The organism is Pseudoclavibacter sp. Z016 (genome assembly GCF_002931215.1).
Taxonomy (GTDB): Bacteria; Actinomycetota; Actinomycetes; order Actinomycetales; family Microbacteriaceae; genus Pseudoclavibacter.
The window spans coordinates 1,041,610-1,067,378 of sequence record NZ_PSTU01000011.1 but is presented as its reverse complement, the minus strand read 5'-3'; the positions used below and the strand labels follow the sequence as shown (position 1 = coordinate 1,067,378).

Sequence of the window (25,769 nt, the reverse complement as noted above, 5' to 3'; positions counted from 1 at the left end):
GGAACTTGCAACCTTGCACATGCTTGCAGGATTGTGGGAGAGTGTCAAGCAGAGCAAGAAAAGCTGGCACTGTGTTGCTGTGAGCAGCGGCAGTTGCACGGGCAACAGCATCCACTCAATGAGGAGTCCAGGTGAGTTTCAGATCGGTCATCGCCAGCAGCACCAAGCAGCTGAGCAGCTCAGAGCGCAAGGTCATGGCCGTGCTGCTGTCAGGCGAGCGCGTCTCGGAGGCGCCGGCGGCCGAGATCGCGCAGCGCGCGGGCACCCACGAGTCGACTGTCGTCCGTCTGGCGCAGAAGCTCGGCTACCGCGGCTACCCCGACCTGCGAGCCGATCTGCAGCGGGATGAGGGCTCTGAGGCTGCCGAGCAGGAGAGCTACATGCGGGCAGAGTCGGGCCACGACCTCTACTCGTTCGCGAGCGATGAAGCGGAGGCGCTCGAACGGCTCGCGAAGTACGTGCCGCAGGACGTCATGGAGGCCGCGGCTCGAGCGATCGACGCGTCGACGACGATCTACGTCTTCTCGGACGCCGACGACGAACGACCCCTCCGTGATCTCGCGGCGAGGCGCATGCGTCGGCTCGGGTTCACGGTCGTCACGCTCGAGAACAGCGCGAAGGACCTCGCCGAGAACATGGTCGGATTCGATGGCGATTCGACGCTCATCGCGTACGCCCTCAGGGAGGCGTCGATCCGTCTCGCCCCGCTCATGTCGGAGTGCCAGCGCCGAGGCGGGAAGGTCGTGCTCATCAGCGACGTGCCCGGGTTCCATTTCCGGCCGAACCCGGACCACCTCATCGCGGCTCCTCGCGGCGACGACAGCAGCTACCGCACGCCGCTGGTGCCCATCGCTCTCACCTATTCGCTCCAGCTCGCCGTGTTCCACCTCGACCGCAGTCGCTACGCCGCAGTGCGCAGCCAGATCGAGGACCTGACCAGGCACTTCGGTGGCTCCGAGGAAGCTCCCCGGCGTCCATGACGGGGCGGCGACGCCGACCCCCAGCAGGCGGTGAGCAGCCGTGGCGCTTCGCGCTGAGCGTCCAAGCGGCGCTGCTGCAGTCAGCGTGGGTGGGCGCGCGTCTCATGATCGGATACAAGGCGGTCGAGCTCGGTGCGACGGGGTTCGCGCTCGGGCTCGTCGCGGCCTCGTTCGCGGCGCCTGCACTGGTGGCGGCGCTTCCGGTCGGACGGCTGTCTGACCTGATCGGGGGAGCGAGGGTCGCGCTGCTCGGCGTCGCCGTCTTCGTGAGCGGCCCAGTCCTGCTCTGCTGGGCCAACGAGCTCTGGATCCTCGTGGTCGCGGCGGCGACGACGGGGATCGGCAGCCTCTTCGTCATGATCGGGCAGCAGACATTCACGGCCCATCGCGGACGCGACGGCACCAGCGACGGCACGTTCGCGGTGCTCACCACCGCCGCATCCCTCGGGCAGCTCGTCGGTCCGCCCATCGTCACCCTGACCGCCTCGGTCGGGGCCGTCGAGGCGAGTGCCCCTGACACCGTGCTCGGGGCGATCGCCTGCATCGTGCTGGTGGTGCTCGGACTTCTCGGCACGCCGGCGCTGCTGCGCGCCGACCGGCAGTCCGCAGCGGCGAAGCGTCCCGAGGCCGAATCCGCGACGGATGCGAGCGGCGGGGTGGCGAAGCGGCGCCCCCGTCTCGTCGATCTCGGCAGGGGCAACGGCCTGTGGCGGTCGGTCGCCGTGAGCGCCGCCGTCCTCGTGACGGTCGATCTCCTGTACACGTTCGTTCCCCTGTGGGCTTCGGAGAAGGGTGTGTCGAGCGTCGCCGTGGGTGCGCTGCTCGCCGTCAGGGCCCTCGTGTCCGTCGTCTCGAGGGTCGGGCTCAGCCGGCTCGTGTCCCGCTTCGGGCGCAAGGCGCTGCTGCTCGTCTCCATCGGCTGCGGCGTGGGTGCGCTCGTCGCGTTGCCGTTCGTCGCCGCGCTCGGCGCGATTCCCGTCATGGTCGCGCTGGGCGTCGCCCTCGGCATCCCGCAGCCGCTCACGATGTCGTGGGTGGTGCGCATCACGCCGAAGGAGGTGCACGGGCAGGCGCTCGGCCTGCGCATGACGGCGAACCGCTTCGCGCAGATCGTGCTGCCGCTCGGCATCGGTGCGGTCGCCGGGCCGCTCGGCGTGAGCGTCATCCTGTGGGCGAACGCGGCGGTGCTCGCGGCCGCGCTGCTCATCGTGACCGGGGCGAGCGTCGATGACGAGGAGGCCCCGCGCTGAGGTCGGGCGCGAGGGCCGTGTGCGCAGCGCATCGGCCTCACCCCAGCTATCGCTGCGGTGGGGCCGAATCTCACTGGGGGAAGCGAGGGTCCTGGCTGTAGTCGTCGAGGCGGGCGGTCAGGGCGGCGTGCACCTGGGGTGGTGCGTCGTCGCCGATGAGCACACGCAGTCGAGTGTCGCCGGGGTCGCCGACGTGCGAGAGGATCGCCTCCGCCGCAGACGCGGGGGAGGTGCCGCTCGGTTCCACACCGGCCGGCGGCGCAGGCCAGGGGACGCTCGGCGTTCCGAAGAGCTGCGTTCGCAGGTCGTCGTACGCGCTGATAGGCGCGCTGAACTGCATGCTGCCTCCGGCCCAGTCCGTGCAGAGCTCGCCCGGCTGCACGATCGTCACGCGGATGCCGAAGGCGGCGACCTCGGCGGCCAGTGCTTCGCTGAAGCCCTCGAGCCCCCACTTGGCCGCGTTGTAGAGGCCGAGCGTCGGCACAGTGCCGACCGCGCCGACCGTCGAGATCTGCACGATGTGGCCGGCGCCGCGTGCCCGCATCCCGGGCAGCACCGCCTGGCTGAGCCAGAGCGGTCCGAGGAGATCGGTGTCGATGATGCTGCGAGCTTCCGGCTCAGTGACTTCCTCCGCCGCGGCGATAAGGCCGTACCCGGCGTTGTTGACGAGAACGTCGACCGCCCCGAAATGCGAGGAGGCCCGCTCGACGACGTCGAAGGCCGCCGCTCGGTCACGGACATCGAGCGGGAGGACCAGCAGTCTGTCGTGCTCCGGGAGTGAGTGCTCGCCGCGCACCGTCGCGACGACGTTGTGCGACGCGCCCAGTGCGGCGAGGGTCAGGGCGCGTCCGAGTCCGCGGTTCGCGCCAGTGATCAGCCAGGTCTGCGCTGTGCTCATAGCTCGACGCTAGGCGATGATCCTCCCCGCACGGTGTATCGACGCAGCCGAGCCGAGCCCCGGCGCTGGACCCCTTACTCGCCGACGCTCCCGTCGATCGCCTCGCGCAGCAGGTCGGCGTGGCCGTTGTGCCTGGAGTACTCCTCGACCATGTGGATGAGGATCCACCGCAGGCGAGGAATCCGGCCGTCCGAGAACCCCTTCGCGGCGGGGTAGGCGAGGCCCCCGGCGCGGAACGCGCGCTCCGCGGCGGCCCGCGCGCGTGCAACCGACGCCTCCCACTCGGCGAGCAGCTCGGCTGGCTGCTGCGCGCTCGCGGCGTCCCACTCCCAGTCGGGCGTCTTCGTCCAGTCGACGGACGCCCACGGCTCGCGTTGCTCCTCGCCGAAGAGGACAACCCCGAACCAGTCGTCCTCCACGTACGTGAGGTGCTTGACGAGGCCCCCGAGCGTCATGCTGCTCGGCGGCAGCGTCCTCGACAGCTCGGCGGAGCCGAGGCCCGAGAGCTTCCAGGCGAGCGTCGCCCGGTGGAAATCGAGAAAGCCGTTGAGCGTCGACCACTCGTCCTCACCGAGGGGCGGCTCTGGGCGGTCCTGCGCGTCGAAGATCGTCGTCATCGTGCGAGTCTAGGCACCGCCATCTGGCGAGCCGTGAGTCTGGCACATGCGCAGACTGCCGCACGGAATGAACAGTGCCCCTGGAGGGACTCGAACCCCCAACCGTTTGCTTAGGACGCAACTGCTCTTCCATTGAGCTACAGAGGCTGGCGCGACAATGCTACCGGTGCTGGCGGCCTCCCGTGTGCAGCGGCGCCTGATTCGGGGACGAAAAGTTGGTCGAGGTGCGGGCGACGCACGCGCGCCTCCACCCGCCGACGGGCCCAGACACCTACAGTGTCACGCGTGTGGGGTCTGTTTCGTAAACGAGGTTCAGAGCCGGGCGACGCGAAGAGCGACGGTCACGGCTCCGGCAAGGGTGCGCCCACAAACAATGAGACGGAGCCGATACCCGACCTCAGTCCAGTGCGCGAGCGCCTCGAACGTGAGCGTGAGGCGCGCGACAGCGAGGCCCGCGAGGCGGACGACGATCTCGATCTCGGACGCGACCACGAGGACGGCGTCAGGGCACGAGGTGGCGACGGCCCGAGCCTCACGCGAGGCCGTTCCTGGGTCGCGGATGCGGTTGCGCACGAGCGCAGGACCCACCCGGTTCCCTCCGCCGACGAGGAGGCGCTCACTGCGCTCGACCTCGAACGCGCCGAACAGGCGAGGGCGCTCGAGGCCGCAGTCGACGCGGCGCAGGATTCGTGGCTGCACGAGCTCGCGCAACTCGGCGGACCATCCCCTCTTCTCGACTTCGCCGATGAACCCGGCACGTTCGTCGAGCTGACGAGCGCGCACCCGGGCGGCATCGCCCCCTTCGCGGCGGGCAAGACAGTGCTGCTGTCTGCCCTCGTCCGCGAGCACTCCTCGTTCCGCGGGGCGCGCGACGCGGCCGACCTCATCGCGCAGAAGGGCACCGAGCTGCTTGCTGGCCGCGGCATGAGCACGATCCAGCTGGCCACGGGCTTCGCCGAGTGGACGCAGGACGGCACCCACTTCCGCGCCCCCATCCTGACCCGCACGGTCGACCTGCGCCGCGCGGGCCGCGACTACGAGTTCACCCTCAAGGGCCCCAGCCGAGTGAACGCGTCCCTTGCGAGGCACCTTGCGCAGCACTTCGGAGTGCGACTCCCGGTTGCCGAGCTGCTCGAGCTGGCGAAGTCGAACGACGCCTTCCTCCCGCAGCACGTCTTCGACCGCATGCGCGCACTCGGCGCATCCATCCCGCAGTTCACGGTCTCGGCGCGCGCCGTCATCTCGAGCTTCGGGGAGGTCGCAAGCGCCATGCTCCGCGACACGAACGAGCTCACGCACCCCGTCCTGCGGGCGCTCGCCGGAGACGAGGAGGCGCGCCAGAAGGTGGCCGCCGTGCAGCCGGCTGAGCAGCGACCGAGCCCGGACCGCCGCGACCCCGTGGGGGACCGGTTCCTCCTCGACGCTGACACCGAGCAGGAGCGCGTCGTCGACGCCATCGCTGCCGGCAACTCGGCCGTCATCAACACCATGCCGGGCACAGGCCTCACGCAGACCGTCATCAACGCGCTCGGTCTGCTCGTCGCCGACGGCAAGCGCGTACTCGTCGTCACGCCCCGTTCCGCGAGCATCCGCGCCATCCGGGCGCGCCTCAAGAGCGTCGGGCTCGAGGGGCTCGCCGTCACGCCGCGCACCCTGCGCCGCGACGCGATCGCCTCGATCTCGCGCAACGAGAAGGCCCGCAAGCCCGCGATGCACGAGCTCGACGACGCCCTCGTCCGCCTCCGCCACGTGCTCGCCGACTACCGCGACGCGCTGGTGCACCCCGACCCCGCCCTCGGCGTCTCGGCCCTCGACGCGCTCGAGGAGCTCTCCCGCCTCGAGCTGCGCGAGCAGCCCCCGACGACGACCGCTCGACTCGACCGCGACGCCATCGAGGCGATCGCGACTGGCCGCGACGCCATCGCCCGCCAGCTGCGCGCCGCCGGCGAGCTCGGCCAGTTCAAGTACGGCCCGGACGACTCGCCCTGGTACGGCGTGTCCTTCGAGTCGACCGACGAGGCGAACCGCGCGCAGGAAGCCGCCATCGAGCTCGACGCCGGCACCCTCGTCGAGGTCATCGACCGTGCCCAGGAACTCGTCGGACGCACCAGGATGCGCCCGGCAGAGACCTACGGCGAGCTCGGCATCTACCTGCGCCTCCTGCTCGACCTGCGCGAGACCCTCGACCGGTTCCGCCCCGCGGTCTTCGACCACTCGCTGACGGACGTCATCCACGCCACGAACCCGAAGCGCGACGGCAGCGACCTGACATCGGCCCGCCGCCGCCAGCTGCGCCAGCTCGCGAAGGACTACGTGCGGCCCGGCGTCGTCGTGGACGACCTCCACGAGTCGCTCAAGCTCGCCCAGCGCCAGCGCATCCTCTGGCACCGCTACGTCACGGACGGCTCCACGCCGACCGTCCCGACGGGCATCTCCGACGTGCGCAAGTTCCACCGCGAGGTCGCGGAGAAGCTGCGCCTCCTCGACGAGCCGCTCGTCGACGCCGGAGCCGTCTCGCTCAGCGAGCTGCCGCTGGCCGAGCTCCCGGCCCGCATCACGGAGCTCGCGGCCGACAGCGAGGTGCTGCACAATCTCGTCGAGCGCCTCACCATCATCGAGCGCCTCGAGAACCTCGGCCTCACGCCGCTGCTCGAGGACCTCTCCGAACGCCACGTCGAGGCTGAGGCGCTCGGCGACGAGCTCGAGCTCGCCTGGTGGCAGTCGGTGCTCGAAGACCTCCTCGACCGCGACAAGGCGCTCCTGAACGCCAACACGCGAGTCGTGACTCGCCTCGAGAGCGACTTCCGAGTCGTCGACCAGGCCCACACTGACCACTCGGCCGCCCAGCTCGCCTGGCAGCTCGCCGAAGCGTGGAAGGTCGCCATCGTCGACTACAGCGAGCAGGCGGATGCGCTCCGCCAGCTCCTGCGCCGTCCCGGCGTCCCCTCCACGAAGCTGGCCGTCGAGGCCGGCGACGTCTCCAAGAGCATCGCGCAGCTGTGGCTGACCACCCCGTACGACGTGCCGCTCGTGAGCGAGCGCATCCACTTCGACACGGTTGTGCTCGTGGATGCTGGAACCATGTCGATCGCCGAGAGCATCGGCGCGATCCGCAGAGGCGACCAGGTCGTCGCATTCGGCGACCCCGTCACCCAGTACCCGACGCCGTTCACGGTCGCCGTGACCCGCCCGGCGGCGGACAGCACCGACGCGTGGGGACTGCGCCACGAGGACGCCGTCGGCGAGTCCGTGTATTCGCGGCTCGCGGAGTTCCTGCCGGAGCACGCGCTCACGCGCAGCTATCGGGCCGGCGGCGAAGACCTCGCGGAGCTCATCAACAGGCGCTTCTACAAGGGGCGCATCCGCTCCATGCCGTGGGCGGGGACCCTGCTCGGGCACTCGAGCCTCAGCTTCTCCTTCGTCGAGAACGGCACGGGCCTGCCTGACCCGATCACGGGAGGGGTGGAATCCACCGACGGCGAGGTCAGCCGCGTCGTGGAGCTCGTCGTCGACCACGCCGTGCACCGGCCCCGCGAATCGCTCATGGTCGTCACGGCTTCCGCGCTGCACGCCCGCCGGGTCGAGCAGGCGGTCTACTCGGCCGCCTCGCGCCGGAGCGACATCGCCGACTTCTTCACGGCAGCACGTGGGGAACCGTTCACGGTCACCACGATCGAGCTGGCCACAGCGCAGTCGCGCGACCGCGTGATCTTCTCCATCGGCTTCGGCCGTACTCCCCACGGCCGTGTCCTCGCGAACTTCGGAGTGCTCGGCACCGAGCTCGGGGAGCGCGCGCTTGCCGTCGCGATGACGAGGGCGCGTCGCTCACTCGTCATCGTCTCGTGCATCCGCCCCGGCGAGCTCGACCCTTCGCGCATGTCCCGGGGAGTGCTCGGACTCGCGCAGATCCTCGGAGAGGCAGAGACCAAGGGCGATGCGCCGAGCACGGGCCCAGGCCTCGAACAGGGCGCAGGCGAGGAGGCGCCAGCCTCCGACGACGACGGCACCGAGGGCGACGACCGCGAGGTGGAGGCGCCGCCCATGCTGCTCGATCTCGCGAACCGTCTCGAGTCGTTCGGCATGACGGTCGAGCTGTTCCACCGTGGCCGCGTCCCCCTCGCCGCGGCGTACAAGGGGCGCGCCATCGCGATCGACACCGACGGCCTCGACCTGAGGATCGCGGGCTCGGCCGACGCGACGCTGCGGGAGACGTTGCGTCTGCGCCCTGAGCTCCTCAAGCGCCTCGGCTGGTACTACCTGCGAGTGCACTCCTTCGAGCTCTTCGCGCACCCGGAAGCAGTGGCCCGACGCATCGCGAAGGCCCTCAAGGTGCCGCTGCCTGCGGAGACCGCGGTTGTCACGGCCGGTTCCCTGCAGGGCGAGCTCGGTCAGCTCACCTCCGGTGCCGCAGCCCCGAGCGGCGCGGCATCCAGGGCCAACCTCGAGTCGGTCACCCTGCCGGACGGGAACCAGCAGATCGCTATCGGCCGCTCTGGCGAGCCGGGCGGTGCGAGCTGAGCGTGAACCCCGGCACGCCTGCACCACGGAAGCCGCGACGCCGAGTCACCACGGAACCACCTCCCGGCAGCGATCCGAACCCCCAATCGCCTGACGGCTCGAACGGGCCCGCCGTGCTCGCCGGCGAGGATTCGCCCGCAGCCTGGGGCGACGCACCCGTCCGCTACGCCGACGACCGGGTGGAGAGCCCCCGCGGGCCCAACGACGACCGGCTGCGCGCCGACAAGCCACCGCACTATGGCTGAGCGGGCGATAGAGCCGAACGACCCGACGGTCCCCGGCTCCGACCCCGAGCATCCGACGACCGGCCAGGTCCCCATCGTCTCGAACGCCGACGACGCGCGGCCGCCCATCCCCGCCGAGATCTGGGTCCTGCTCGTCGCGACCTTCTTCATCGCGATCGGCTTCGCGCTCATCGTTCCCGTCCTCCCGCAGTACGCGTTGAGCTTCGGCGTCGGCGCGACGCTCGTATCGGTGGTCGTGAGTGCATTCGCGTTCATGCGACTCGTCTTCGCGCCCGGGGCGGGAGCTCTCATCAACCGGTTGGGGGAGCGGCGCATCTACGTCGCCGGACTGCTGATCGTCGCCGCCTCCACCGCTGCCGTCGCGTTCGCGCAGGACTACTGGCAGCTGCTCGTGTTCCGTGGACTCGGCGGAGTCGGATCGGTCATGTTCACGATCTCGGCGGCCGGCATGATCGCCCGCTACTCGCCGCCGCAGATCCGCGGCCGCATCTCCGCCCTCTGGGGTGGCATCTTCCTCGTCGGGAACATCGCGGGCCCGGCGGTCGGCGGGGCGCTTGCCCAGTTCGGCATCGGGGTGCCGTTCCTCGTCTACTCGGGAACCCTCGTGATCGCGGCGGCCATCGTCGGCATCATGATGGGCCGCGCCCACCGCATCACGGCGAAGAAGACCGCCGAGGAGGCCGGCCTGCACGACGCCGGCGACGACCGTGCGCCCGCGGCCAAGAAGCTCGAGCCGAAGTCGCTCCGCGAGGCGCTCCAGGACTCCGCGTATCGCGCGTCCCTCGTGTTCGGCTTCGCCAACGGATGGGCGAACTTCGGGGTCCGCACCGCGATCCTCCCGCTGTTCGTCGCGACGAGCATCAGCCAGGAACCGTGGGTCATCGGCGTCGTCATCGCGGTTGGTGCCGTCGGGAACGTCGTCTCGCTCCAGTACGCCGGCCGGAAGACCGACCGCATCGGGCGAAGGCCCTTCATCCTCGTCGGACTCGGCGTCTCCGCGGTCGCGATGTTCGCCACCGCGTTCGCCGGCGACATCGTCACGATGCTCGCCCTCAGCTTCGTGCTCGGGCTCGGCTCTGGACTGGCCGCGCCCGCCGAGCAGGCGGTCATCTCGGACATCATCGGCTACGGCCGCAGCGGTGGACAGGTGCTCTCCACCTACCAGATGACGCAGGACGCCGGCAGCATCCTCGGCCCCATCGTCGCCGGCGTCATCGCCGACCTGTTCGGCTTCACCTGGGCGATCATCATCTCCTCGATGATGCTCGCCATCGCCTGTCTCTCCTGGGTGTGGGGCCGCGAGACGTTCCGCTCGTCCTGAGCCGACCCACCGTCAGCGCTGGGAGCGCTGGAAGCGCTGGAAGCCGTGGAAGCGCAGGAGGCGACGTGGCGCGCGCTTCGGTGGCGGCATCACGGCCGGATGCGACGTGCAGCGTCTGCATGCAAGACAGGAACGCCGCCGGGGTGACCGGCGGCGTTCCTGTCTCTTCGCAGTGCTCCGAGCTGGTAGCGCTGCTGCGATGAGCGCGGCGTCCTAGGAGCGGGTCTCGGGGCCCTCGCCCTGGAGCTTCGCGGGTGCCTCCTGCTGTGCCTTGAGAAGGTCGCGGATCTCCTCGAGCACGTCCTTCTCGGTGACCGCGGCCTCGACGGCAGGCTTCGGCTTGCCGTGGATGAGGCGGTAGCTCATGTCGTTGAGCTTGTTGATCGGCAGGATGATCGCGAAGTACACGACCGCTGCGATCAGGACGAACTGGATGATCGCGGCGATGACCGCGCCGAAGCCGATGGGCACCGTGCCGATCGTGACCGTGGCGGCCGCGATGTCGTCCGCGTTGAACAGGGCGGCGATGACCGGGTTGAAGATGCCGTCGACGATGGCGTTGACGATGCTCGTGAACGCTGCGCCGATGATGACGGCGACGGCAAGCTCGATGACATTGCCCCGCATGATGAATTCGCGGAATCCCTTCATGGGGTCCCCTTTCGTTCGGTGCTGGAGTGCTGAGTCGTGTCAGTTCAGGACGCGGCGGGGGAGCTGCTGCCGCTCGAGGCGGCGGCGGGTGCCGGTTCCTTCTTGGTCGCGGCGGGCTTCGCCTCCGCGGAAGTCGAGGCGGAGGAAGAGCTCGAGCTCTTCTTCGCACTGGCTGCGGAATCGGTCCGGTAGAAGCCGGATCCCTTGAAGGAGACGCCGACGGCACCGAAGACCTTGCGCAGCTTGCCTCCGCACTTGTCGCAGACGGTGAGGCTCGCGTCAGCGAACCCCTGCTGGATATCGAAGGCGTTGTCACATTCGGTGCAACGGTATGAGTAGGTAGGCATATTCTCGCTTTCGGGACCAGAACAGCATAATCGCGCGAGAGAGCCGGCGGGGAAATGCTTCAGAAACGTCGGATTCCCGATGGGGTGACGACCCCATCCACTCGCTCGTCGTGCGCTTCGCGGGGAACGACCTCGAGGAGCTCGTCGTCGTAGACGACCGCGTAGACGGGCGGGCGGCCGGCCATGGAGCCGAGCGTGCGGTCGAAGTAGCCGCGACCCCAGCCCATCCGGTAGCCGTCCAGGTCGACGGATGCGGCGGGGATGATGAGCAGGTCGGCGTCGCCCAGGGCGATGGGGCCGAGGAGATCGCCCGTCGCCTCGGGGAATCCGAGCTCGTGCGGACGCTCAGACTGCCCGTCGGAGACGACCCAGTCGAGGAGCCCGTCCTCCCGCGTGACGGGCAGCAGGACGGTGATGTCAGCTGCGCCGGCCCAGGCGAGGAAGGGCCGCGTGCTCGGTTCGAATTCGCCCGACAGGTAGCAGGAGATGCGCGTCGCGCCGTGCTCGGCGACGAGCTGCTGCAGGCGGAGGGAGATCTGCTCCCCGCGCTCTGCCAGGAGCAGTTCCCCGTGGCTGCGGCGGCGCTGTCTGGTGTCGGCGCGGAGTGCTCGTTTCTCGGTCTTCGCATCGGTCGACATGGGAACGAGCCTAGCGAAGCGACCCCTCGCGGGTTGGGGAGGGCTTGGCCGAGAACCCGGAGCCCGTGCCGCAATGACGCGCCACGTGCACCTGCGTTTCGCGATGGCATTCGGTGGCCATACGATACGGCCTATGTCCTCGCGCATCACTAAGGCCGTTATTCCAGCTGCGGGCCTCGGGACGAGGTTCCTACCCGCGACGAAAGCCATTCCCAAGGAGATGCTCCCGGTCGTCGACCGTCCCGCCATCCAGTACGTGGTCGAGGAAGCCGTCGAGGCGGGCCTGTCGGACGTGCTCATGATCACGGGGCGCAACAAGACGACGCTCGAGAACCACTTCGATCGTGTCGCCGAGATCGAAGCGCTGCTCGAGGCGCGCGGGGAAACGGAGAAGCTCGATCGCGTCCGCGCGGCCACGAATCTCGCCGATGTCCACTATCTGCGCCAGGGGGATCCGCTCGGTCTGGGGCACGCGGTCCTGCGTGCCTACCAGCACGTCGGCCACGAGCCCTTCGCCGTGCTGCTCGGCGACGACATCATGGCGGGCGGCTCGCTGCTCTCGCGCATGATCGAGGTGCACGAGGCGACCGGCGCGAGCGTCGTCGCGCTCCAGGAAGTCGACCCGGCCATGATCTCCTCGTACGGCGTCGCCGCCTACGACGCGTCGTCGAGTGTCGAAGACGGCGTCCCGGGGGCCGGGCCGGACACGATCCAGATCACCGGGCTCGTCGAGAAGCCCGCGCTCGAGGATGCTCCGTCGAACTACGCCGTCATCGGCCGCTACCTGCTGCGACCTGAGGTCTTCGGGGTGCTCGAGCAGACCAAGCCGGGCGCTGGGGGAGAGATCCAGCTGACCGACGCCCTGCAGGTGCTCGCCGCGAACCGCGAGGAGCTGGGTGGCGTGGTCGGTGTCGTCTACCGTGGTCGGCGCTTCGACACGGGCAACAAGCTCGACTACATCAAGGCGATCGTCGAGCTCGCCGTCGACGACCCGAAGCTCGGACCCGCGCTCAGCCCGTGGCTGAAGCAGTTCGCCGCCTCGATCGGCGAGTAGACTCCGCTTTCTATGAGCGCATCCGTCCCCACGCTGACGCACGGCCCCGTGTCGCTGCGTCCCATCAGGGTCCGGGATGCGCGGGAGCTGGAGTCCGTGCTGCTCGCGAACCGCGAGTGGCTGCAGCCGTGGGAGGCGACGAGCCCGGGCGGCGGTGGCCGCTGGGATGTTCGGGGTGGTATCCGCTCGCTCCTCTCCCAGGCCTCAGCGCACACGGCTCTGCCGTTCGTGATCACCTACGAGGGTCGATTCGCCGGACAGCTGACGGTCTCCGGCATCAGCTACGGGGCCCTGTCATCCGCGACTCTCGGCTACTGGGTCGCACGTGAGTTCGCCGGCAAGGGGCTCGCGACGATCGCCACCGCGATGGCCACCGACCACTGCCTGCAGGGCCTCGGCCTGCACCGCATGGAGGTGTGCATCCGGCCGGAGAACGCAAAGTCCCTGCGGGTCGTCGAGAAGCTGGGCTTCAGGTACGAAGGCCTGCGTCGCCGCTACATCCATATCGACGGCGACTGGCGCGACCATTTCTGCTTCGGCGTCGTCCGCGAGGAGGTCCCTCAGGGCGTGCTGCGGCGCTGGCGCGAGGGTGTCGCAGACGAGCGCGAGGCGCAGGTGCCTCAGGCTGACTGGGAACGGACGGCGCAGCCCCTCGTCTGAATCGCCGCGACGCTGCGAGCGTTGATATCCGCCTGCTTCGCCGGTTGTCGCAAGAACTTCGACAATCTCGAATCAGACACTCCGCACCAATCGGGGTCGGCGGCTCGGTCCGCGCTTAATGTTGACGCCATGCAGTTCGGCAGCAGTCTCGTCCTCGCCCTGGCGGTGACGCTCTGGCTCGCCTATTTCGTGCCGACGTGGGTGCGCCGTCGCAACTACCTCGCAACCGAGGAGAACGCGATCCGGATGCAGCAGGCGCTCCACTCGCTCGCGAACACGAGCGAGCTCGGTCAGGCGCGTGTGCGCGCCGACGGTCGCAGCGTCGTCGAGCAGGAGCGACGAATCAAGCGCGCGAAGGCTGAGGCAGAGCGCGCAGAACGCGAACGCGACGAAGCCGCGCGGCGTGCTCTTCCGACGGTCGCCGTCCCACGCTCCATCGAGGACCGCCAGCGGGCCGCCCGCGCAACGCGTCGCGGCCGGCTCGTCACGTCCCTGCTCACGCTCGCCGGTCTCATCGCTGTCGGCGTGGGAATCGCACTCGGCTCGAGCATCGGCGTCTGGTGGGTGCTCGTCGCCGGCGTCGTGACCGTGCTCGCCGGAGTCGCGGGCCTCCAGCGCCTGGCACGCATCGCGAACGCGCAGCGCCTCGCGGTGCGCGCGGCGGGCGGCACGCAACGGGTGCCGCGCGCTGAGCGTCGCCCCGACTCGACGATCGACTTCTCCGTGAGCGACGCGCCCACCGTCGAGATTCAGCCGATTGCGGCTGCGGATGACGCTGAGCCGCTCGCGAGCTGGGTTCCGGTTCCCGTGCCGAAGCCGCTCTACCTCGAGCGCCAGCCAGTCGAGGAGCTGACAGCTGTCGAGAACACGGGGGACGCCTCCGGTCGTCCGGGGCCGGATGGTCCCGGTGGCGGCGTCGAGGTCGAGAAGGTCAACCACCTCGAGCTGCTTCGCGAGGCTGCTCGTCGCTCCGAGCAGAAGATCCGGGATGCACACGCGCAGCCGGGCATCGCGACGTTCTCGACGCGCGCATCCGCTGCGACGGAGGGCATGCCGCTTGCGCAGACCGCTGCCACCCGGGCGGGGCTCGCGCAGTCGTCGCCCGCGCTGAGCGAGGTCGTCCTGAACCCGATCGTCGTCGCCCCCGTCGAGAAGCGGCCGAGCCGCTGGGCGAGCATGGGAGTCATCGAGGAGATCGAGCCCGGGATGGGCGACCTCGACGCAGCACTGCGCCGCCGCCGCGTCGGCTAGTTGCCGCCGGGCTTCGCGCCCCATCCACTAGGGTGGTCGGATCATGGCTTCACCAGTAGACGGCGATCCTTTCGCGCTGACCGACAACGCATCGATCGATGTGCCGAACGGCATCTTCGCGGCGGGCGACGAGACGCTTGACCGCACTGGCGCGACGAATGCGCGCCTGGTGCTCGGCGGCCCCTTCGCACGGTTCCGGGCGGCGCCGTCCGCTGCTCGCGTGAGCTGGTTCGTCGCGGCGGTCGCGCTCCTCGTCGTGGTCGTCGTCATCCCCGTTGCGATCGGCTCCTTCGCGACGGTCCGCAAGGAATCCCTCGCGGCCTCCACCGCTGCTCCCGACCAGCCAGCCGTTGTGGTGCTGAGCGCCGAGACTCTCGCGGTCAGCGCGCAGGTCGATGCCATCGAGCCCGCCTATGTCATGTCGAACGGCCTCGTCACGGATGAGTCGAAGACGAAGATGGGCGACATGCTGACCGAAGCTCGTGAGCAGATCAACGTGAATGATGCCGCCGGTGCTGCCACGACGATGGAGGCGGCCGTGCCGTACTTCGTATCGGAATACTCGCAGCGCGTCGCGACGGCCGCCGAGACGCAGGTCGAGGAATACGTCCAGTCCGAGTACGAGACCGACGAGCGCCTGGCTGAGCTGATCGCGATCGTTCGGGAGAATGCGGACGGGCAGGATCTCACGGCGCTCGTGTCTGCCGTCATCGAGATCCCCCAGGTTGTCGGTGACGCGCGCGCCGAGCACTTCGGGAACCGGAGGACGTACGTTCCACCGGCGCCCACGACGGCCGCCCCAGCTCCGACGAGTTCCGCAGCGACCCAGCCGCCCGCAACGGAGGCGCCTCAGCTGACTCAGGCGCCAGCACCCTCGCAGACGTCCGCTCCTGAGCCCTCCAAGGATCCGAAGCCCGAGCCGAAGCCAACCGGTGGGCCCAACTTCACGTCTGCCCCGAACGGCGACTAGCCGCCGCTGCGGTTCCGCTGCTTCGCGCGTCCGGAAGGCGCTCAGACGGTGAGGGCCCGCGCGCGGTAGTGGCCCGGCGTGACATCGAGGACTCGTCGGAAGGCATCGATGAAGGTGCTCGTCTGCGCGTAGCCGAGCGAGCGTGCCACGAGGGCGACGCTCGACCCGTTCGAGAGCTGCTCGAGCGCGGACTGCACTCGGACCATCTGGCGCCAGCTGTGGAAGGAGACGCCCGTCTCGTTCTGGAAGATGCGCGCCAGCGTCTTGCTGCTGACCTCGAGGGAGAGGGCCCACTCCTCGAGCGACGTGCGGTCACCCGGTTGTGCCCTGAGCGCATCCGCGATGGGGACGATGCGCCGGTCACGAGGCATGCGGACCTGGAGATCGTGGCTGGCCGGGTCGAGGTTGTCGAACAGGACTCGTTCGATGTTGCGACGCTGCACCTGCGAGATGCCCTCGGCCGCGAGTCGTGTGAGGAGCTCGTGGAGCAGGGGTGTGACGGTGACCCCGTACGCTTCGCGCGGGCGGAGGTACGATTCACGCTCCGAGAAGAATGTTGCCTGGAATTCGCACTGCGCCGATGCGCGGCTCGTGTGGGGTGTGCCCGCCGGGACCCAGACGGCGAAGTGCGGCGGCACGACCCAGGCGCTTCGTTCGACGATGAGCTTCAGGACTCCACGTTGCACGGAGAGGAGCTGGCTGACGGGGTGGGAGTGAGGTCCCCACTCGAGTGGCTGGCCGGATTCCTGCCGGGGCGCCGCTGTCGCCGCGGGAAGCAGCGACGCAGGAGGCGAGATATCTGGTTTGAGCACGAGGGTGCGAGGGTCAGGTTGCCATGTGGGCAGCGGTCCGGCGGTGTGCATAATCTGACATGCTACACATGCTCGGACCGTTCCAACGCTCTTACATGCGAAGTCAAGAAGCGTACAGGAATTCTGCGCTTGCGAGCTCATCTTTTGGCGATGCCGAGGAGTGATGGCTGGTCGGCGCTGCGCTCATGGTCGACTGTGTGGCTCCCGCGAGATTGGCGGTGTCGGGCGCCTGGTGGTAGAGTTTCCGTTCGTCAGGGCCTATGGCGCAGTTGGTAGCGCGCCTCGTTCGCATCGAGGAGGTCAGGAGTTCGAATCTCCTTAGGTCCACCAGACACAAGAAGCCCGCCGGTCTCCGGCGGGCTTCTTTGTTTGCTGGTGTCCGGTCTCCGCGGACGTGGTTCTGGGTGGGCATGAGTTCCGATCTTTGAGCTGCCGCGTTGGCGTGCCTTGCGCTCCCACCTCCGCGGTGACCCGCGCGGCCGGCACGAGCCGTCGGGGTTCTTGGATCGTCCTCTCTGCCGACGGCGCGCTTGCCGGGAATGCCGCCCGAATACGACCAGAGCATTGCGAATTGGTGCATTTTCGACGCGAATACCGCCGGTCTGATGGAGCGCGGCTGCGTCCCGGCTGCGCTTCGCTAGTCTCTGATCGTTCGAGGGGGAAGATATGTATCAGCGCTGCGGTTTTCGGCGAGTCCTTGCGCCGCTGTCCCTGCTCGACGTTCGTCACCAGGGAGGCATTCGGACGTTGGTTCTTGGCGCGGGGACGCGGCGCGCATGGAAGCGCGCAGCGCGTGCCACCCGTGAGGGACTCGTCGGGCGTCGAGTCGACGCGCCGACGGTGCGGGCAGTGGCGGCAGCCCTGAGAGAAGGCGGCTCGCTGCTGGAGACCCATGCGGTGCGTCGTTCGACGCGCCGCCTCCTGCGCGCGTTGGGGGACGGGCGCATTCCGGCGCTGATGCCGACTCGGGTGCTCGCCGGGGTGACGGTGCTCGTCGAGTCCTGCAACCTGGACGGCAGCGCGGAGATCACGCGGCTCAGCTACGCGGCACCACGCCAGGTCGGCGCCCAGGCCCGAGGCGGAGCAGAGGCAGCTCCGCCACGCGCGATGCGCGAGCCGGGCTGAGTGCACGAGTCAGGACGTTCAGCGCCGGTCGGATGCGCTCAGGCGGTCTCGCGATACCGCTTGGCGGCCGCGACCAGGTCCCGCAGCTCTGCCTCGGACGCCTTCGCTCCGTAACCCGGGGTGTCGCGCTGGATGCGCCAGCCCTCCGAGAGCGGGGTGAGCGCGACGGCGTCGAACCCGAACTGGTCGTAGAGACCGCGCGCGAACTCCAGCGCCTCGTCGCTGTCGCTCGCCGCGACGAGCGCGCGACGCGAATCGGAACCCGCTGGGCGAGCGTCGGCCGTGATGTCGGCCGCGGCGATGTGGTTGAAGGCCTTGACGACGCGGGATCCGGGCAGGTGCGCCTGGAGGAGCTCGGCAGTTGTGGTCGACTCATCGTCGAGCTCGGTGATGCTGCCGTCGCGCTGCGGGTAGTAGTTGTTGGTGTCGAGCACGATCTTGCCGGCGAGGGCGTCGACGGGGATGCTCTGGTACGCGTGCAGCGGCACCGTCACGACCGCGACGTCGGCGGCCTCCGCAACGTCGAGCGCGGTCGCTGCGCGGGCATTCGGTCCGAGCTCCGCCACCAGCGCGGCGAGCGTCTCCGGTCCGCGCGAGTTGCCGATGACCACGTCGTAGCCCGCCTCGATCGCCTTGCGCGCGACCTGGCTGCCGATGTTCCCTGCTCCGATGATTCCAAGAGTTGTCATGCTCGAGACAACTCGCGGAGGGTGGCGGCTCTTCCGAGATGACACCGGGTGACGGCATGTGACGCCGGTAGGATCGCGACGACACGGAGGAGCTGACATGGCCGGGCATCGCATCTACGGAACCGCGTTCGCGGACGTCTACCCCCACTACGTGGCGAAGGCGGAGCGCAAAGGACGCACCAAGGCCGAGGTCGACGAGATCATCCGCTGGCTCACCGGCTACAGCGAAGAGCAGCTCGGCGGCACGATCGAGACGCGCGTCGACTTCGAGGCGTTCTTCCGCGATGCGCCGCTCATGCAGCCGAAGCGCTCGCTCATCACCGGGGTCGTCTGCGGCATCCGCGTCGAGGAGATCGAGGAGCCCCTCATGCAGGAGATCCGCTACCTCGACAAGCTCGTCGACGAGCTGGCCAAGGGCAAGGCGATGGAGAAGATCCTCCGCGCCTGAGGCCCGGGCCCGTCGGCGGAGTGCGGCGCGGTGCCCTCTGCCGGTAGCGTGAGGGTGTGAGCGCCCCGAACCCCGCAGGCAACCCGGCCACCTCCTCTCTCGGTCGCCGGCGGATCGGGGGCGGCGCGGGCTCTCGGCGCGGCGGACGCATCTCCGGCCTGGACCTTGCGAGGTTCCTCGCGCTCATCGGCATGATGGCGACCCACGTCTGGGTCACGAACGCCGACGGTTCGACGCCGGCGCTGGCCGCGTTCCTCGGCGGCAAGGCCGCAGCCCTGTTCGCCGTGCTCGCAGGCATCGGGGTCGTGCTGACGACGCAGCGACAGCGCGAGCGCCGAGCGTTCGGCGCCGCGGCCCTCAACGTCTTCGGGCGCGGCCTCGCCCTCATGCTGATCGGCATGACGCTCGGTCTCGTCCCCACACCGATCGCCGTGATCCTCGTCTACTACGGGCTCGTCTTCTGGCTCCTCGTCCCACTGCTGCGGCTCTCGAACCTCTCCCTGCTCATGGTCGCGACCGCGTGGGCCGGCCTGTGGCCCTTCCTCTCCATGCTGCTGCGGGCGCCGCTCAACGTGGGCTCTGAGCTCGGAACGCCGAACTGGTTCGACCTGGCACATCCGCTCGAGCTGCTCCGCGGACTCTTCGTGACGGGCACCTACCCCGTGCTCACCTGGGTGGTCTACGCGATCGTCGGCATGGTGGTCGGGCGGATGCTGCTGGCGGCCCGAGAACGAGGCACGATCCTGCAGCTGAGCTTCGGACTCACGGCAGTCGGCGCGCTCCTCGCGCTGGTCGGAGTCGGCATCAGCATGCTGCTGGCGGGCCCCTTCGGCGGCCTCAACTCGATCGGTGCCTCGACAGGCACGGGGGCGCAGGCCTCCGAGCTCTTCTACTCGGCGGCGTTCGGCACCACGCCGACGGAGAGCAGCTGGTTCCTCGCCTCACCCGCGCCGCACTCGGGAACGACGTTCGATCTCGCCATCACAGCCGGCACCTCGCTCATCGCGATCGGCCTGTGCCTGGCTGTCTGCCTCCGACTCGGCGACACGGCCATCCGCGTGCTCGGACCCGCGCTGGGCGCTGGGGCAACACCGCTCACCATCTACGCGCTGCATGTGGTCGTCGCGGGTGTGACCTACACGACCCTCGTCAGCGGAGGGTGGCTCGCGGAGGCCCCCGAGCTGTTCTGGCTCGTCTCGAGCGCCCCGATCTGGCTGATCCACGTGGCGGGGGCCCTGGCTGTCGGTGCGGTCTTCTTCTGGTGGCAGCGGCGCGGCCCGCTGGAGGCGGCCGTGACCTGGACCGGCCAGCGGTTCGCGGCCCTCGCGGCGCCTCGCCCCTCGCAGACGGTGGAATGAGCCAGCGCCGCGAGTACTGCTCGCGCTGTGCTTGGATTGCTGCATGCTCAGCAAGAACCATGACATCGCGGTCGGGGAGTGACCTCCCGGGTCGACCGGCGCGCGCGCATCGCAGTCGCGGCCATGTTCCTCACCAACGGGGCGCTCTTCGCGAATCTGCTGCCACGCTATCCGGGGGTGAAGGCCGAGCTCGCTCTGAGCAACGTCGAGTTCGGGCTCGTCGTCGCCGCCTACCCGAGCGGGGCCCTTCTCGCGGGGCTGGCGGCCGCAGCGCTCATCCGTCGCTTCTGGTCGTCGCGTCTCGCCGTGGCCGGCACGGCCATCACGAGCGTCGCACTGTTCGCCGCGAGCTTCGCCCCCAACGGACTGCTGCTGGCGGCCGCCTTCGCGTTCGGTGGGGCGGCGGATGCACTCACTGACGTGGCGCAGAACTCGCACGGGCTGCGGGTCCAGCGTCGCTTCGGGCGCTCCATCATCAACGGCTTCCATGCGATCTGGTCGATCGGGGCCGTGCTCGGCGGCCTCATGGGAGCCGCCGCGGTGGCGCTCCAGGTGCCGCTCCCGCTGCACCTCGGCGTCAGCGGCGCCCTGTTCACGCTCGTCGCGGTCCTCGCCTACCGGTGGATGATCCCCGGCCCGGAGCACGACGACGTCGAGGTCACGACGGCGGGGATCAGGGTCGTCAAGGCCGGGGCATCCGCTCGCGGCGGTTCGGCGAAGTACCTGGTGCTGCTCGCGCTCGTGCTGCTCACCGTGGCGGGCTCGGTCGTCGAGGATTCCGGCAGCACCTGGGCGGCGCTCTACCTGTCCGGTTCGCTCGAGGCCCCGCAGGCGCTCGCGGCCTTCGGCTTCATCGCGCTCGTCGGGGCGCAGTTCGTGGGGCGGATGCTCGGGGACCGGCTCGTCGATCGCTTCGGCGAGCGGCGGGTCGCGCAGGCGGGTGGCCTCGTGACAGCGCTCGGAATGGGCGTCGCGCTGCTGTTCCCGAGCGTCGGGGGGACGATCGCGGGCTTCGCGGCCGCTGGTCTCGGAATTGCCACGCTGGTGCCCGCGGCCCTGCATGCGGCCGATGAGCTGCCAGGGTTCAAGCCGGGCACGGCCATCACGTTGGTGTCGTGGCTCATGCGCCTCGGCTTCCTCGCCGCACCGCCCCTCGTCGGCCTGCTCGCCGACGCGACGTCGCTCCGCGTCGGGCTTATCGTGGTTCCGATCGCCGGAGTCGTGGCGTTCCTATGCGCAGGCGTTCTCGCGGGGCGCACTCGCCGATCAGATCCGACCTCCTAGGAGCAGGCATGCAGCAATCCATGGACCAGGTGTTCGAGATCGTCGCGGTCGTCGTCGAGGCGCTCGGCGCGTCGGCCATCGTCATCGGCATCGTCATCGCGGTGGTGCTCGCCGTGCTGGCCCTCGTGCGAGGGAAGGGCGGCAAGGTCGCCCTCGCGACGCTCCGCACCTCGCTCGGAGCTGGCATCCTGCTCGGACTGGAGGTGCTCGTTGCCGCCGACCTCGTCCGCACGATCACGTCGAAGCCCTCGCTTGAGGACGCTCTCATCCTGGGACTCATCGTCGTGATCCGAACGGTGCTGAGCATGTCCATCCAGATCGAGATCGAGGGTGTGCTGCCGTGGCGCCGTGCTCTCACCACGAGCGGCGCACAGCTGCTGGCGGACCAGGTCAGAGCGGCAGGCCGTCCCGAGTCTGCAGGTGCGACCGGGGCCGGTGAGGGGCGCACCGTCGTCTGAGGTGCCGGGTCGAGAGACGAATGTGGCCCGCACCCTGGACGGGGCGGGCCACGGCTCGTCGTGTGCTCGAACGTCAGACGTCGAGGACCGCGCGGAGCATGTGGGCGACGCGCGTTCGGTTGCTCGGCGTGTCCTGCCAGGCGAGCACTCGCCCGAGCGAGTCCACGACGTGGAATCCGGCGTGCGCGACGCAGCGCGCTTCCGAGGCGGAGAACTGCGGCTTCACGGCGCGCAGGAGTCCTGCCCACTCCTCGACGTGGTCGCGCTGGAGGGCGATGAGACGCTCCCGCTCGTCGTCGCCGAGGTTCGTCGACTCGGCGATGTAGACCTGCAGCAGCCGGTGGTGCGCGAGCTGGGCTTCCACGTAGGCGTCGATCAGGCCATCGAGCGCGGCTTCGTGGCTGTCGACGGCGGCGAAGACCTCGCGGGTCACCTGGCCGAGGTACTCGGCGGCACGTGAGCACGCAGCGGCGAGGATGCCGCTCTTGCTCTCGAAGTGCCGGTACACGCCGGAGGCGGTGATGCCGACGGCACCGCCGATCTCCTCGATGCTCACGAGGTTGTATCCGCGCGCGAAGAAGAGCTCGATGGACCGGGCGACGATCTGCTCGCGCTTCGCCGTGGAAGGGATTCCGGTGGCTGCGGGAGCGACGTACGACTCGATCTCGGGCAGCTCTGCCTCGAAGGCGCGCTGGGCAGCCGCACGGAGGTAGTCGGCGGCGGCCGACGAGATGCTGGTGCGGTGCATCGAGACGCTCGCGAGCACGGCGAAGGCCGCACGACTCTGCAAGGCGGCGTCTTCGGCACGCAGGTTCGGGCGCAGTTCCTTGAGCACCGTCGAGAAGCGACCGTAGACCTTGGCGAGGCGCTGGTCGACGGACGCGCGATCGGCGGGCTCGAGGTAGCGGGACTCCCAGCGGATGATCTCTCCGGTGCCGCGGCGCTTGATGAGGCTGTCCAGCGTCGCGCTGATCAGCGCAGAGGACTGCTCGGCCGGGGGAGCGCCGATGACCGCTGCGCTCTCTGCCGCGTCGTCGGTGGCCGTCTCGACCGCGTCGACGATGCCGAACGCCGTGTGCTTGAAGAGGTCGTACTTGTTCGCGAAGTGACGGTAGAGGGCGGGGGCCGAGATGCCGACCGACGCTGCCACGTCGCTCATGCTCACCTGGTGGTAGCCGCGCAGGGCGAATGCCTGAGTGGCGGCGGACTCGATGCGCTGCTTGCGGTCCTTGGGGCGGACGACTGGGGTATGAGGCCACGTGGGGGGAGTGGTCATGGAGGGAGTGTTGCTCCGTTCGAGGTCTGGTGCTGGTAGTGAACGAGGCATTTCGCGGTCGGGGGTCCGCGCCTCGCCCAAGAAGGATACCTTCCTCCCTGCCAGTCGACCCTGGAACACACCACATCTTCGGCTCACGGGGGAGGACTCCCCGTGAACGACGAATGCCGCCCTCACGCGGATCGTGTCTGGCCTCGGTGGCGGGAGCCAGAAGCGCCACCAGCCGCCAGCGCGAGCAGACGGAACTGCCCATTCCGCGTCGGTGAGGCGAGTGCTCTGCTCTCCCACTTCACCAAGGGGGCACACGGGGTTCGCCGCGATCGTCGTCGTTGACAGATCGGAGGCTGCGGGCGAGGTGAAGTCGGCTTCTGGTTTGCGAACCGTGAGGTCATTCGTGGTGAGTGGTCAACGGGATGCACTCGCCGGGACAGACAAAACGAGTGCGACCCGAAGGTCGCACTCGTTGTGCGTGGTCATCCCGTCAGAGGACGGGGACCGCTGAGAGCCTGTGTTTAGAGCGGGCGGATGCTCTCGGCCTGGAGACCCTTGGGTCCCTGGGTCACATCGAACTCCACGCGCTGGTTCTCTTCAAGCGTGCGGAAACCCTGGACGTCGATTGCGGAGTGGTGCGCGAAGACGTCGGGCGTTCCGTCGTCCGGAGCGATGAAGCCGTAGCCCTTGTCTGCGTTGAACCACTTCACGATGCCAGTTGCCATGTTTTTCTTCCTTCATTGTTATGCAGCCCGTACTTCGGGCGGGTGATCCGCGAACGGATCTGTGCTTATTAGGCACGGTTTATTTCGCGCAGGAATGCGCTGCCGAATCTCTGACGATTCGGGCTGCTCTTCCACGGCGCCGTAGGAGAGCAAAGATAAGGGGTGGATAAGTTCTTGGGCTCGGTGCTGTCTGGGGGCAGTTCCGATTCGGATGGGGCGCGCGCTCGACCCGTGTTAACTGCGGTGCTACTGGACGGCTTCCCGACGCTCAGCGCGTGAAACCAACGCTATCACGCTCCGCGCCCGCAATCGAAGGTGTTTTCTCGCGGAAAAGTCACGCGGGGTCACGCACTCGATTTCCACCGTTCGGTCAGGCCTGCGCGGCTTCGCTGCGGCCGAGTTTCCAGTAGCCGGCGAAGGTCACCTGGGTCTTCGGTACGGCGAGGTCTCTGACCAGGTGTCGGCGGACGCCGGTCGCGAGCTGCGACTCGCCGACGGCGAAGGCGTAGGGCGTCGAGCCCTCGAGTCGGGTGTCTCGTGCTGCCTGCAGCGCCGTCTGGCCAGGGCGGGCCCCGTCCGGGCGTGTCACCCAGTCGAGCGTGAATCCCGAAGGCAGTTCCACGGGCTGCGCGTCCCCTTGAGATGGGATCTCCACGATCGCGTGCCCGCGGGCTGTCCTCGGCAGGTCGCGGAGGATGCCGACGATCGCGGGCATCCCGGTCTCGTCGGCGACCAGCAGCTGCCAGTCGGTGGATGCTGGTGGCGCGAATCCGCAGCCCTGGTCGATGAGCGCGACGGGTGCTCCGATCTGTGCGTCGCGAGCCCACGGGCCGGCGATGCCGGCGTCGCCGTGCACGATCACGTCGATGTCGAGCTGTCGTTGGGCTTGGCGGAACTCGCGCACGGTGTAGTTGCGCAGGGCGGGGCGCGTCGACTGCGAGATGAGCAGGTATTTGAGGTAGCCCTTGAAGTCGATGCGGTCGGGCACGCGATCGAAGACGGTCTCGTCCTGCTGGGGGAGCAGCAGACGGAACCACTGGTCGAAGCCGAGGCCTTGGAAGCGGGCGAGGTCATCGCCCTCCAGCGTCACGCGCACGACGTGCTCGCTCACGCGCTCTCTGGCCGCGAGGCGCGACCTGACGAGACCGCTCGCGGCGTGCGTGGTGGTGATGTTCGACATGGTCGCTCCTTCGTGAGTTAGGTTTACCTTAGTCGCGGGGGTGCGGCTGGGCCAGAGGGCGTATCCGAGAGGTGCGCTGTCCGCGGTGCACACGGTGCCGCGTCTACGCTGGAGCGAGGGTGCGTAGCATTGAGAGCCAGCGAAGGAGTGGATCGCATGACGGGTGACGAGGCAGACGCTCCCGTTCGCGCGCTGCGACCACTCGGCTCCGCCAAGGCGGAACCGCATTCGATCCGGCCAAGAGGGCTCAGTGTCGACCTCACCGGCGGCAGCGTCGGAGTGCTGGTCCGCGTCTCCAGAGAGGGACGCAAGCACGACAATCTCCTGCTGCTCGGGGAGCAGCATGGTGCCACGGCCGAGACGCTCGCCGGGCTCCTCCCGGATGCGCACGTCCTGGCGCCGTCCATCGACGATCTGGGCTGGCCGCAGCGTTCGAGAGCGGCGAGAGACACGACCGCGCACGCGGTCGTCGAGCTGATGGACCACTTCTCCGTCGAGCGAGCGGTGCTCGTCGGCACGGAGAGGGGCGCGGACCTCGCCGTCGCGGTCGCCGCCGCCCACCCGGAACGTGTCGGAGCCCTGGTTCTCGTCAACGGCGGGCTCGGCGACGCTCAGCTGGCCGACGACGATGGCTCCTCCTCACGCGACGCCCTCGCGGGTCTCCGTGTTCCCGTCGCGTTCCTGTTCGGCGGTGCTGTGGCCGAGACGAACGGCTACACACCGTCGTCGGTCAGCGCCACCACGTCGTGGTTGCGCCACGTCGACGCGCAGGAAGTCGCCGAGGGGCAGCACGACCGCTTCGATGAGCAGTCGATCGCCGTCGTCGCCGACATCGTCGAGAGCCAGTTCGCCTCCGTGCGGGCCAGGGCCGCGCATCCGGCGACCGGTTCGCACCGCATCATCGCGCCTGACGACGACGAGCGCTGACTCCAGAGCGGTCCCTTGCCGCCGCGCGTGTGCCTCCGGCGTCGTATGCTGGACAGTTGCACATGCGGGCGCGGCTTGCCCGGAGAAGTATTGGAT

Annotated in this window: 24 protein-coding genes and 2 tRNA genes; 15 read left to right on the top strand and 11 right to left on the bottom strand. The window is 69.2% G+C overall.

Going from position 1 to position 25,769, the window contains the following annotated elements; all coding sequences use genetic code 11:
• Window positions 1-131 precede the first annotated feature (131 nt).
• Both C5B99_RS11050 and C5B99_RS11045 read left to right on the top strand, forming a co-directional pair.
• The gene (locus C5B99_RS11050) at window positions 132-980 is read left to right on the top strand and encodes a MurR/RpiR family transcriptional regulator (protein ID WP_104241832.1); all 849 of its coding nucleotides are present in this window, start codon (window positions 132-134) and stop codon (window positions 978-980) included.
• Window positions 977-2,230 (top strand): MFS transporter, encoded by a 1,254-nt coding sequence (locus C5B99_RS11045; RefSeq protein WP_104241830.1) that lies wholly within the window; start codon window positions 977-979, stop codon window positions 2,228-2,230. The genes C5B99_RS11050 and C5B99_RS11045 overlap by 4 nt, the downstream gene beginning before the upstream one ends.
• A gap of 70 nt (window positions 2,231-2,300) precedes the next feature.
• Here the strand turns inward: C5B99_RS11045 and C5B99_RS11040 are convergent, their stop codons facing one another.
• From C5B99_RS11040 to C5B99_RS11030, 3 genes are all read right to left on the bottom strand, one after another.
• Window positions 2,301-3,128 (bottom strand): SDR family NAD(P)-dependent oxidoreductase, encoded by an 828-nt coding sequence (locus C5B99_RS11040; protein WP_181059378.1) that lies wholly within the window; start codon window positions 3,126-3,128, stop codon window positions 2,301-2,303.
• A 74-nt stretch (window positions 3,129-3,202) separates the two neighbouring features.
• Window positions 3,203-3,745, bottom strand: coding sequence for a DinB family protein (locus C5B99_RS11035; RefSeq protein ID WP_104241828.1), 543 nt, complete (start codon window positions 3,743-3,745; stop codon window positions 3,203-3,205).
• 75 nt (window positions 3,746-3,820) lie between these two features.
• A tRNA-Arg gene (locus C5B99_RS11030) sits at window positions 3,821-3,892 on the bottom strand.
• A 258-nt stretch (window positions 3,893-4,150) separates the two neighbouring features.
• Here C5B99_RS11030 and C5B99_RS11025 point away from each other — a divergent pair.
• Entirely contained in the window at window positions 4,151-8,263 is a 4,113-nt protein-coding gene (locus C5B99_RS11025) for an ATP-binding protein (protein ID WP_104241826.1), read from the top strand.
• 237 nt (window positions 8,264-8,500) lie between these two features.
• Complete coding sequence (locus C5B99_RS11020) at window positions 8,501-9,829, top strand: MFS transporter (RefSeq protein ID WP_104241824.1); 1,329 nt, start codon at window positions 8,501-8,503, stop codon at window positions 9,827-9,829.
• Between the two features lie 213 nt (window positions 9,830-10,042).
• On the opposite strand, the gene mscL is transcribed toward C5B99_RS11020, so the two are convergent.
• From mscL to C5B99_RS11005, 3 genes are read right to left on the bottom strand one after another with little or no spacing between them, the layout of a single operon-like run.
• Window positions 10,043-10,480 carry a large conductance mechanosensitive channel protein MscL gene (mscL, locus tag C5B99_RS11015; RefSeq protein ID WP_104241822.1) on the bottom strand — a complete coding sequence of 146 codons (438 nt, stop codon included), beginning with the start codon at window positions 10,478-10,480 and terminating at the stop codon, window positions 10,043-10,045.
• A gap of 44 nt (window positions 10,481-10,524) precedes the next feature.
• The gene (locus C5B99_RS11010) at window positions 10,525-10,827 is read right to left on the bottom strand and encodes an FmdB family zinc ribbon protein (RefSeq protein WP_104241820.1); all 303 of its coding nucleotides are present in this window, start codon (window positions 10,825-10,827) and stop codon (window positions 10,525-10,527) included.
• A 59-nt stretch (window positions 10,828-10,886) separates the two neighbouring features.
• Window positions 10,887-11,465 carry a 5-formyltetrahydrofolate cyclo-ligase gene (locus C5B99_RS11005; RefSeq protein ID WP_104241818.1) on the bottom strand — a complete coding sequence of 193 codons (579 nt, stop codon included), beginning with the start codon at window positions 11,463-11,465 and terminating at the stop codon, window positions 10,887-10,889.
• Window positions 11,466-11,598: 133 nt separating this feature from the next.
• Between C5B99_RS11005 and C5B99_RS11000 the strand changes: the two genes are divergently transcribed.
• From C5B99_RS11000 to C5B99_RS10985, 4 genes are all read left to right on the top strand, one after another.
• Complete coding sequence (locus C5B99_RS11000) at window positions 11,599-12,519, top strand: UTP--glucose-1-phosphate uridylyltransferase (RefSeq protein ID WP_104241816.1); 921 nt, start codon at window positions 11,599-11,601, stop codon at window positions 12,517-12,519.
• A gap of 12 nt (window positions 12,520-12,531) precedes the next feature.
• Window positions 12,532-13,179 (top strand): GNAT family N-acetyltransferase, encoded by a 648-nt coding sequence (locus tag C5B99_RS10995; protein WP_104241814.1) that lies wholly within the window; start codon window positions 12,532-12,534, stop codon window positions 13,177-13,179.
• Between the two features lie 129 nt (window positions 13,180-13,308).
• Window positions 13,309-14,430, top strand: a complete 1,122-nt coding sequence (locus C5B99_RS10990) for a hypothetical protein (RefSeq protein ID WP_104241812.1) — start codon at window positions 13,309-13,311, stop codon at window positions 14,428-14,430.
• Window positions 14,431-14,473: 43 nt separating this feature from the next.
• On the top strand, window positions 14,474-15,400 hold the full coding sequence (locus tag C5B99_RS10985) for a hypothetical protein (RefSeq protein WP_104241810.1): 927 nt from the start codon (window positions 14,474-14,476) through the stop codon (window positions 15,398-15,400).
• Window positions 15,401-15,441: 41 nt separating this feature from the next.
• Here C5B99_RS10985 and C5B99_RS10980 read toward each other — a convergent pair whose 3' ends face one another.
• Window positions 15,442-16,212, bottom strand: a complete 771-nt coding sequence (locus C5B99_RS10980) for an AraC family transcriptional regulator (RefSeq protein ID WP_181062969.1) — start codon at window positions 16,210-16,212, stop codon at window positions 15,442-15,444.
• Window positions 16,213-16,466: 254 nt separating this feature from the next.
• Between C5B99_RS10980 and C5B99_RS10975 the strand changes: the two genes are divergently transcribed.
• Window positions 16,467-16,542 (top strand) — tRNA-Ala (locus C5B99_RS10975).
• A 519-nt stretch (window positions 16,543-17,061) separates the two neighbouring features.
• On the top strand, window positions 17,062-17,337 hold the full coding sequence (locus C5B99_RS10970; protein ID WP_104241806.1) for a hypothetical protein: 276 nt from the start codon (window positions 17,062-17,064) through the stop codon (window positions 17,335-17,337).
• 38 nt (window positions 17,338-17,375) lie between these two features.
• Here C5B99_RS10970 and C5B99_RS10965 read toward each other — a convergent pair whose 3' ends face one another.
• Window positions 17,376-18,026 (bottom strand): NADPH-dependent F420 reductase, encoded by a 651-nt coding sequence (locus C5B99_RS10965; RefSeq protein ID WP_104241804.1) that lies wholly within the window; start codon window positions 18,024-18,026, stop codon window positions 17,376-17,378.
• A gap of 97 nt (window positions 18,027-18,123) precedes the next feature.
• On the opposite strand from C5B99_RS10965, the gene C5B99_RS10960 reads away from it, so the two are divergent.
• The 4 genes from C5B99_RS10960 to C5B99_RS10945 all read left to right on the top strand — a co-directional run bounded on the left by C5B99_RS10960 (window position 18,124) and on the right by C5B99_RS10945 (window position 21,574).
• Entirely contained in the window at window positions 18,124-18,474 is a 351-nt protein-coding gene (locus tag C5B99_RS10960) for a DUF2200 domain-containing protein (protein WP_104241802.1), read from the top strand.
• Between the two features lie 56 nt (window positions 18,475-18,530).
• The gene (locus tag C5B99_RS10955) at window positions 18,531-19,832 is read left to right on the top strand and encodes a heparan-alpha-glucosaminide N-acetyltransferase domain-containing protein (protein WP_104241800.1); all 1,302 of its coding nucleotides are present in this window, start codon (window positions 18,531-18,533) and stop codon (window positions 19,830-19,832) included.
• A gap of 78 nt (window positions 19,833-19,910) precedes the next feature.
• Window positions 19,911-21,116 (top strand): MFS transporter, encoded by a 1,206-nt coding sequence (locus tag C5B99_RS10950; protein ID WP_308471586.1) that lies wholly within the window; start codon window positions 19,911-19,913, stop codon window positions 21,114-21,116.
• Between the two features lie 8 nt (window positions 21,117-21,124).
• Window positions 21,125-21,574 carry a DUF1622 domain-containing protein gene (locus C5B99_RS10945; RefSeq protein WP_104241798.1) on the top strand — a complete coding sequence of 150 codons (450 nt, stop codon included), beginning with the start codon at window positions 21,125-21,127 and terminating at the stop codon, window positions 21,572-21,574.
• A gap of 73 nt (window positions 21,575-21,647) precedes the next feature.
• Here C5B99_RS10945 and C5B99_RS10940 read toward each other — a convergent pair whose 3' ends face one another.
• The 3 genes from C5B99_RS10940 to C5B99_RS10930 all read right to left on the bottom strand — a co-directional run bounded on the left by C5B99_RS10940 (window position 21,648) and on the right by C5B99_RS10930 (window position 24,746).
• Window positions 21,648-22,850: a TetR/AcrR family transcriptional regulator gene (locus tag C5B99_RS10940; protein WP_181064990.1), complete on the bottom strand. Its 1,203-nt coding sequence runs from the start codon at window positions 22,848-22,850 to the stop codon at window positions 21,648-21,650.
• Window positions 22,851-23,362: 512 nt separating this feature from the next.
• Window positions 23,363-23,566 carry a cold-shock protein gene (locus C5B99_RS10935; protein WP_068478769.1) on the bottom strand — a complete coding sequence of 68 codons (204 nt, stop codon included), beginning with the start codon at window positions 23,564-23,566 and terminating at the stop codon, window positions 23,363-23,365.
• A gap of 370 nt (window positions 23,567-23,936) precedes the next feature.
• Window positions 23,937-24,746: a siderophore-interacting protein gene (locus C5B99_RS10930; protein ID WP_104241794.1), complete on the bottom strand. Its 810-nt coding sequence runs from the start codon at window positions 24,744-24,746 to the stop codon at window positions 23,937-23,939.
• Window positions 24,747-24,902: 156 nt separating this feature from the next.
• Here C5B99_RS10930 and C5B99_RS10925 point away from each other — a divergent pair, with 156 nt between their 5' ends.
• Window positions 24,903-25,673 (top strand): alpha/beta fold hydrolase, encoded by a 771-nt coding sequence (locus C5B99_RS10925; protein WP_104241792.1) that lies wholly within the window; start codon window positions 24,903-24,905, stop codon window positions 25,671-25,673.
• Window positions 25,674-25,769 lie beyond the last annotated feature (96 nt).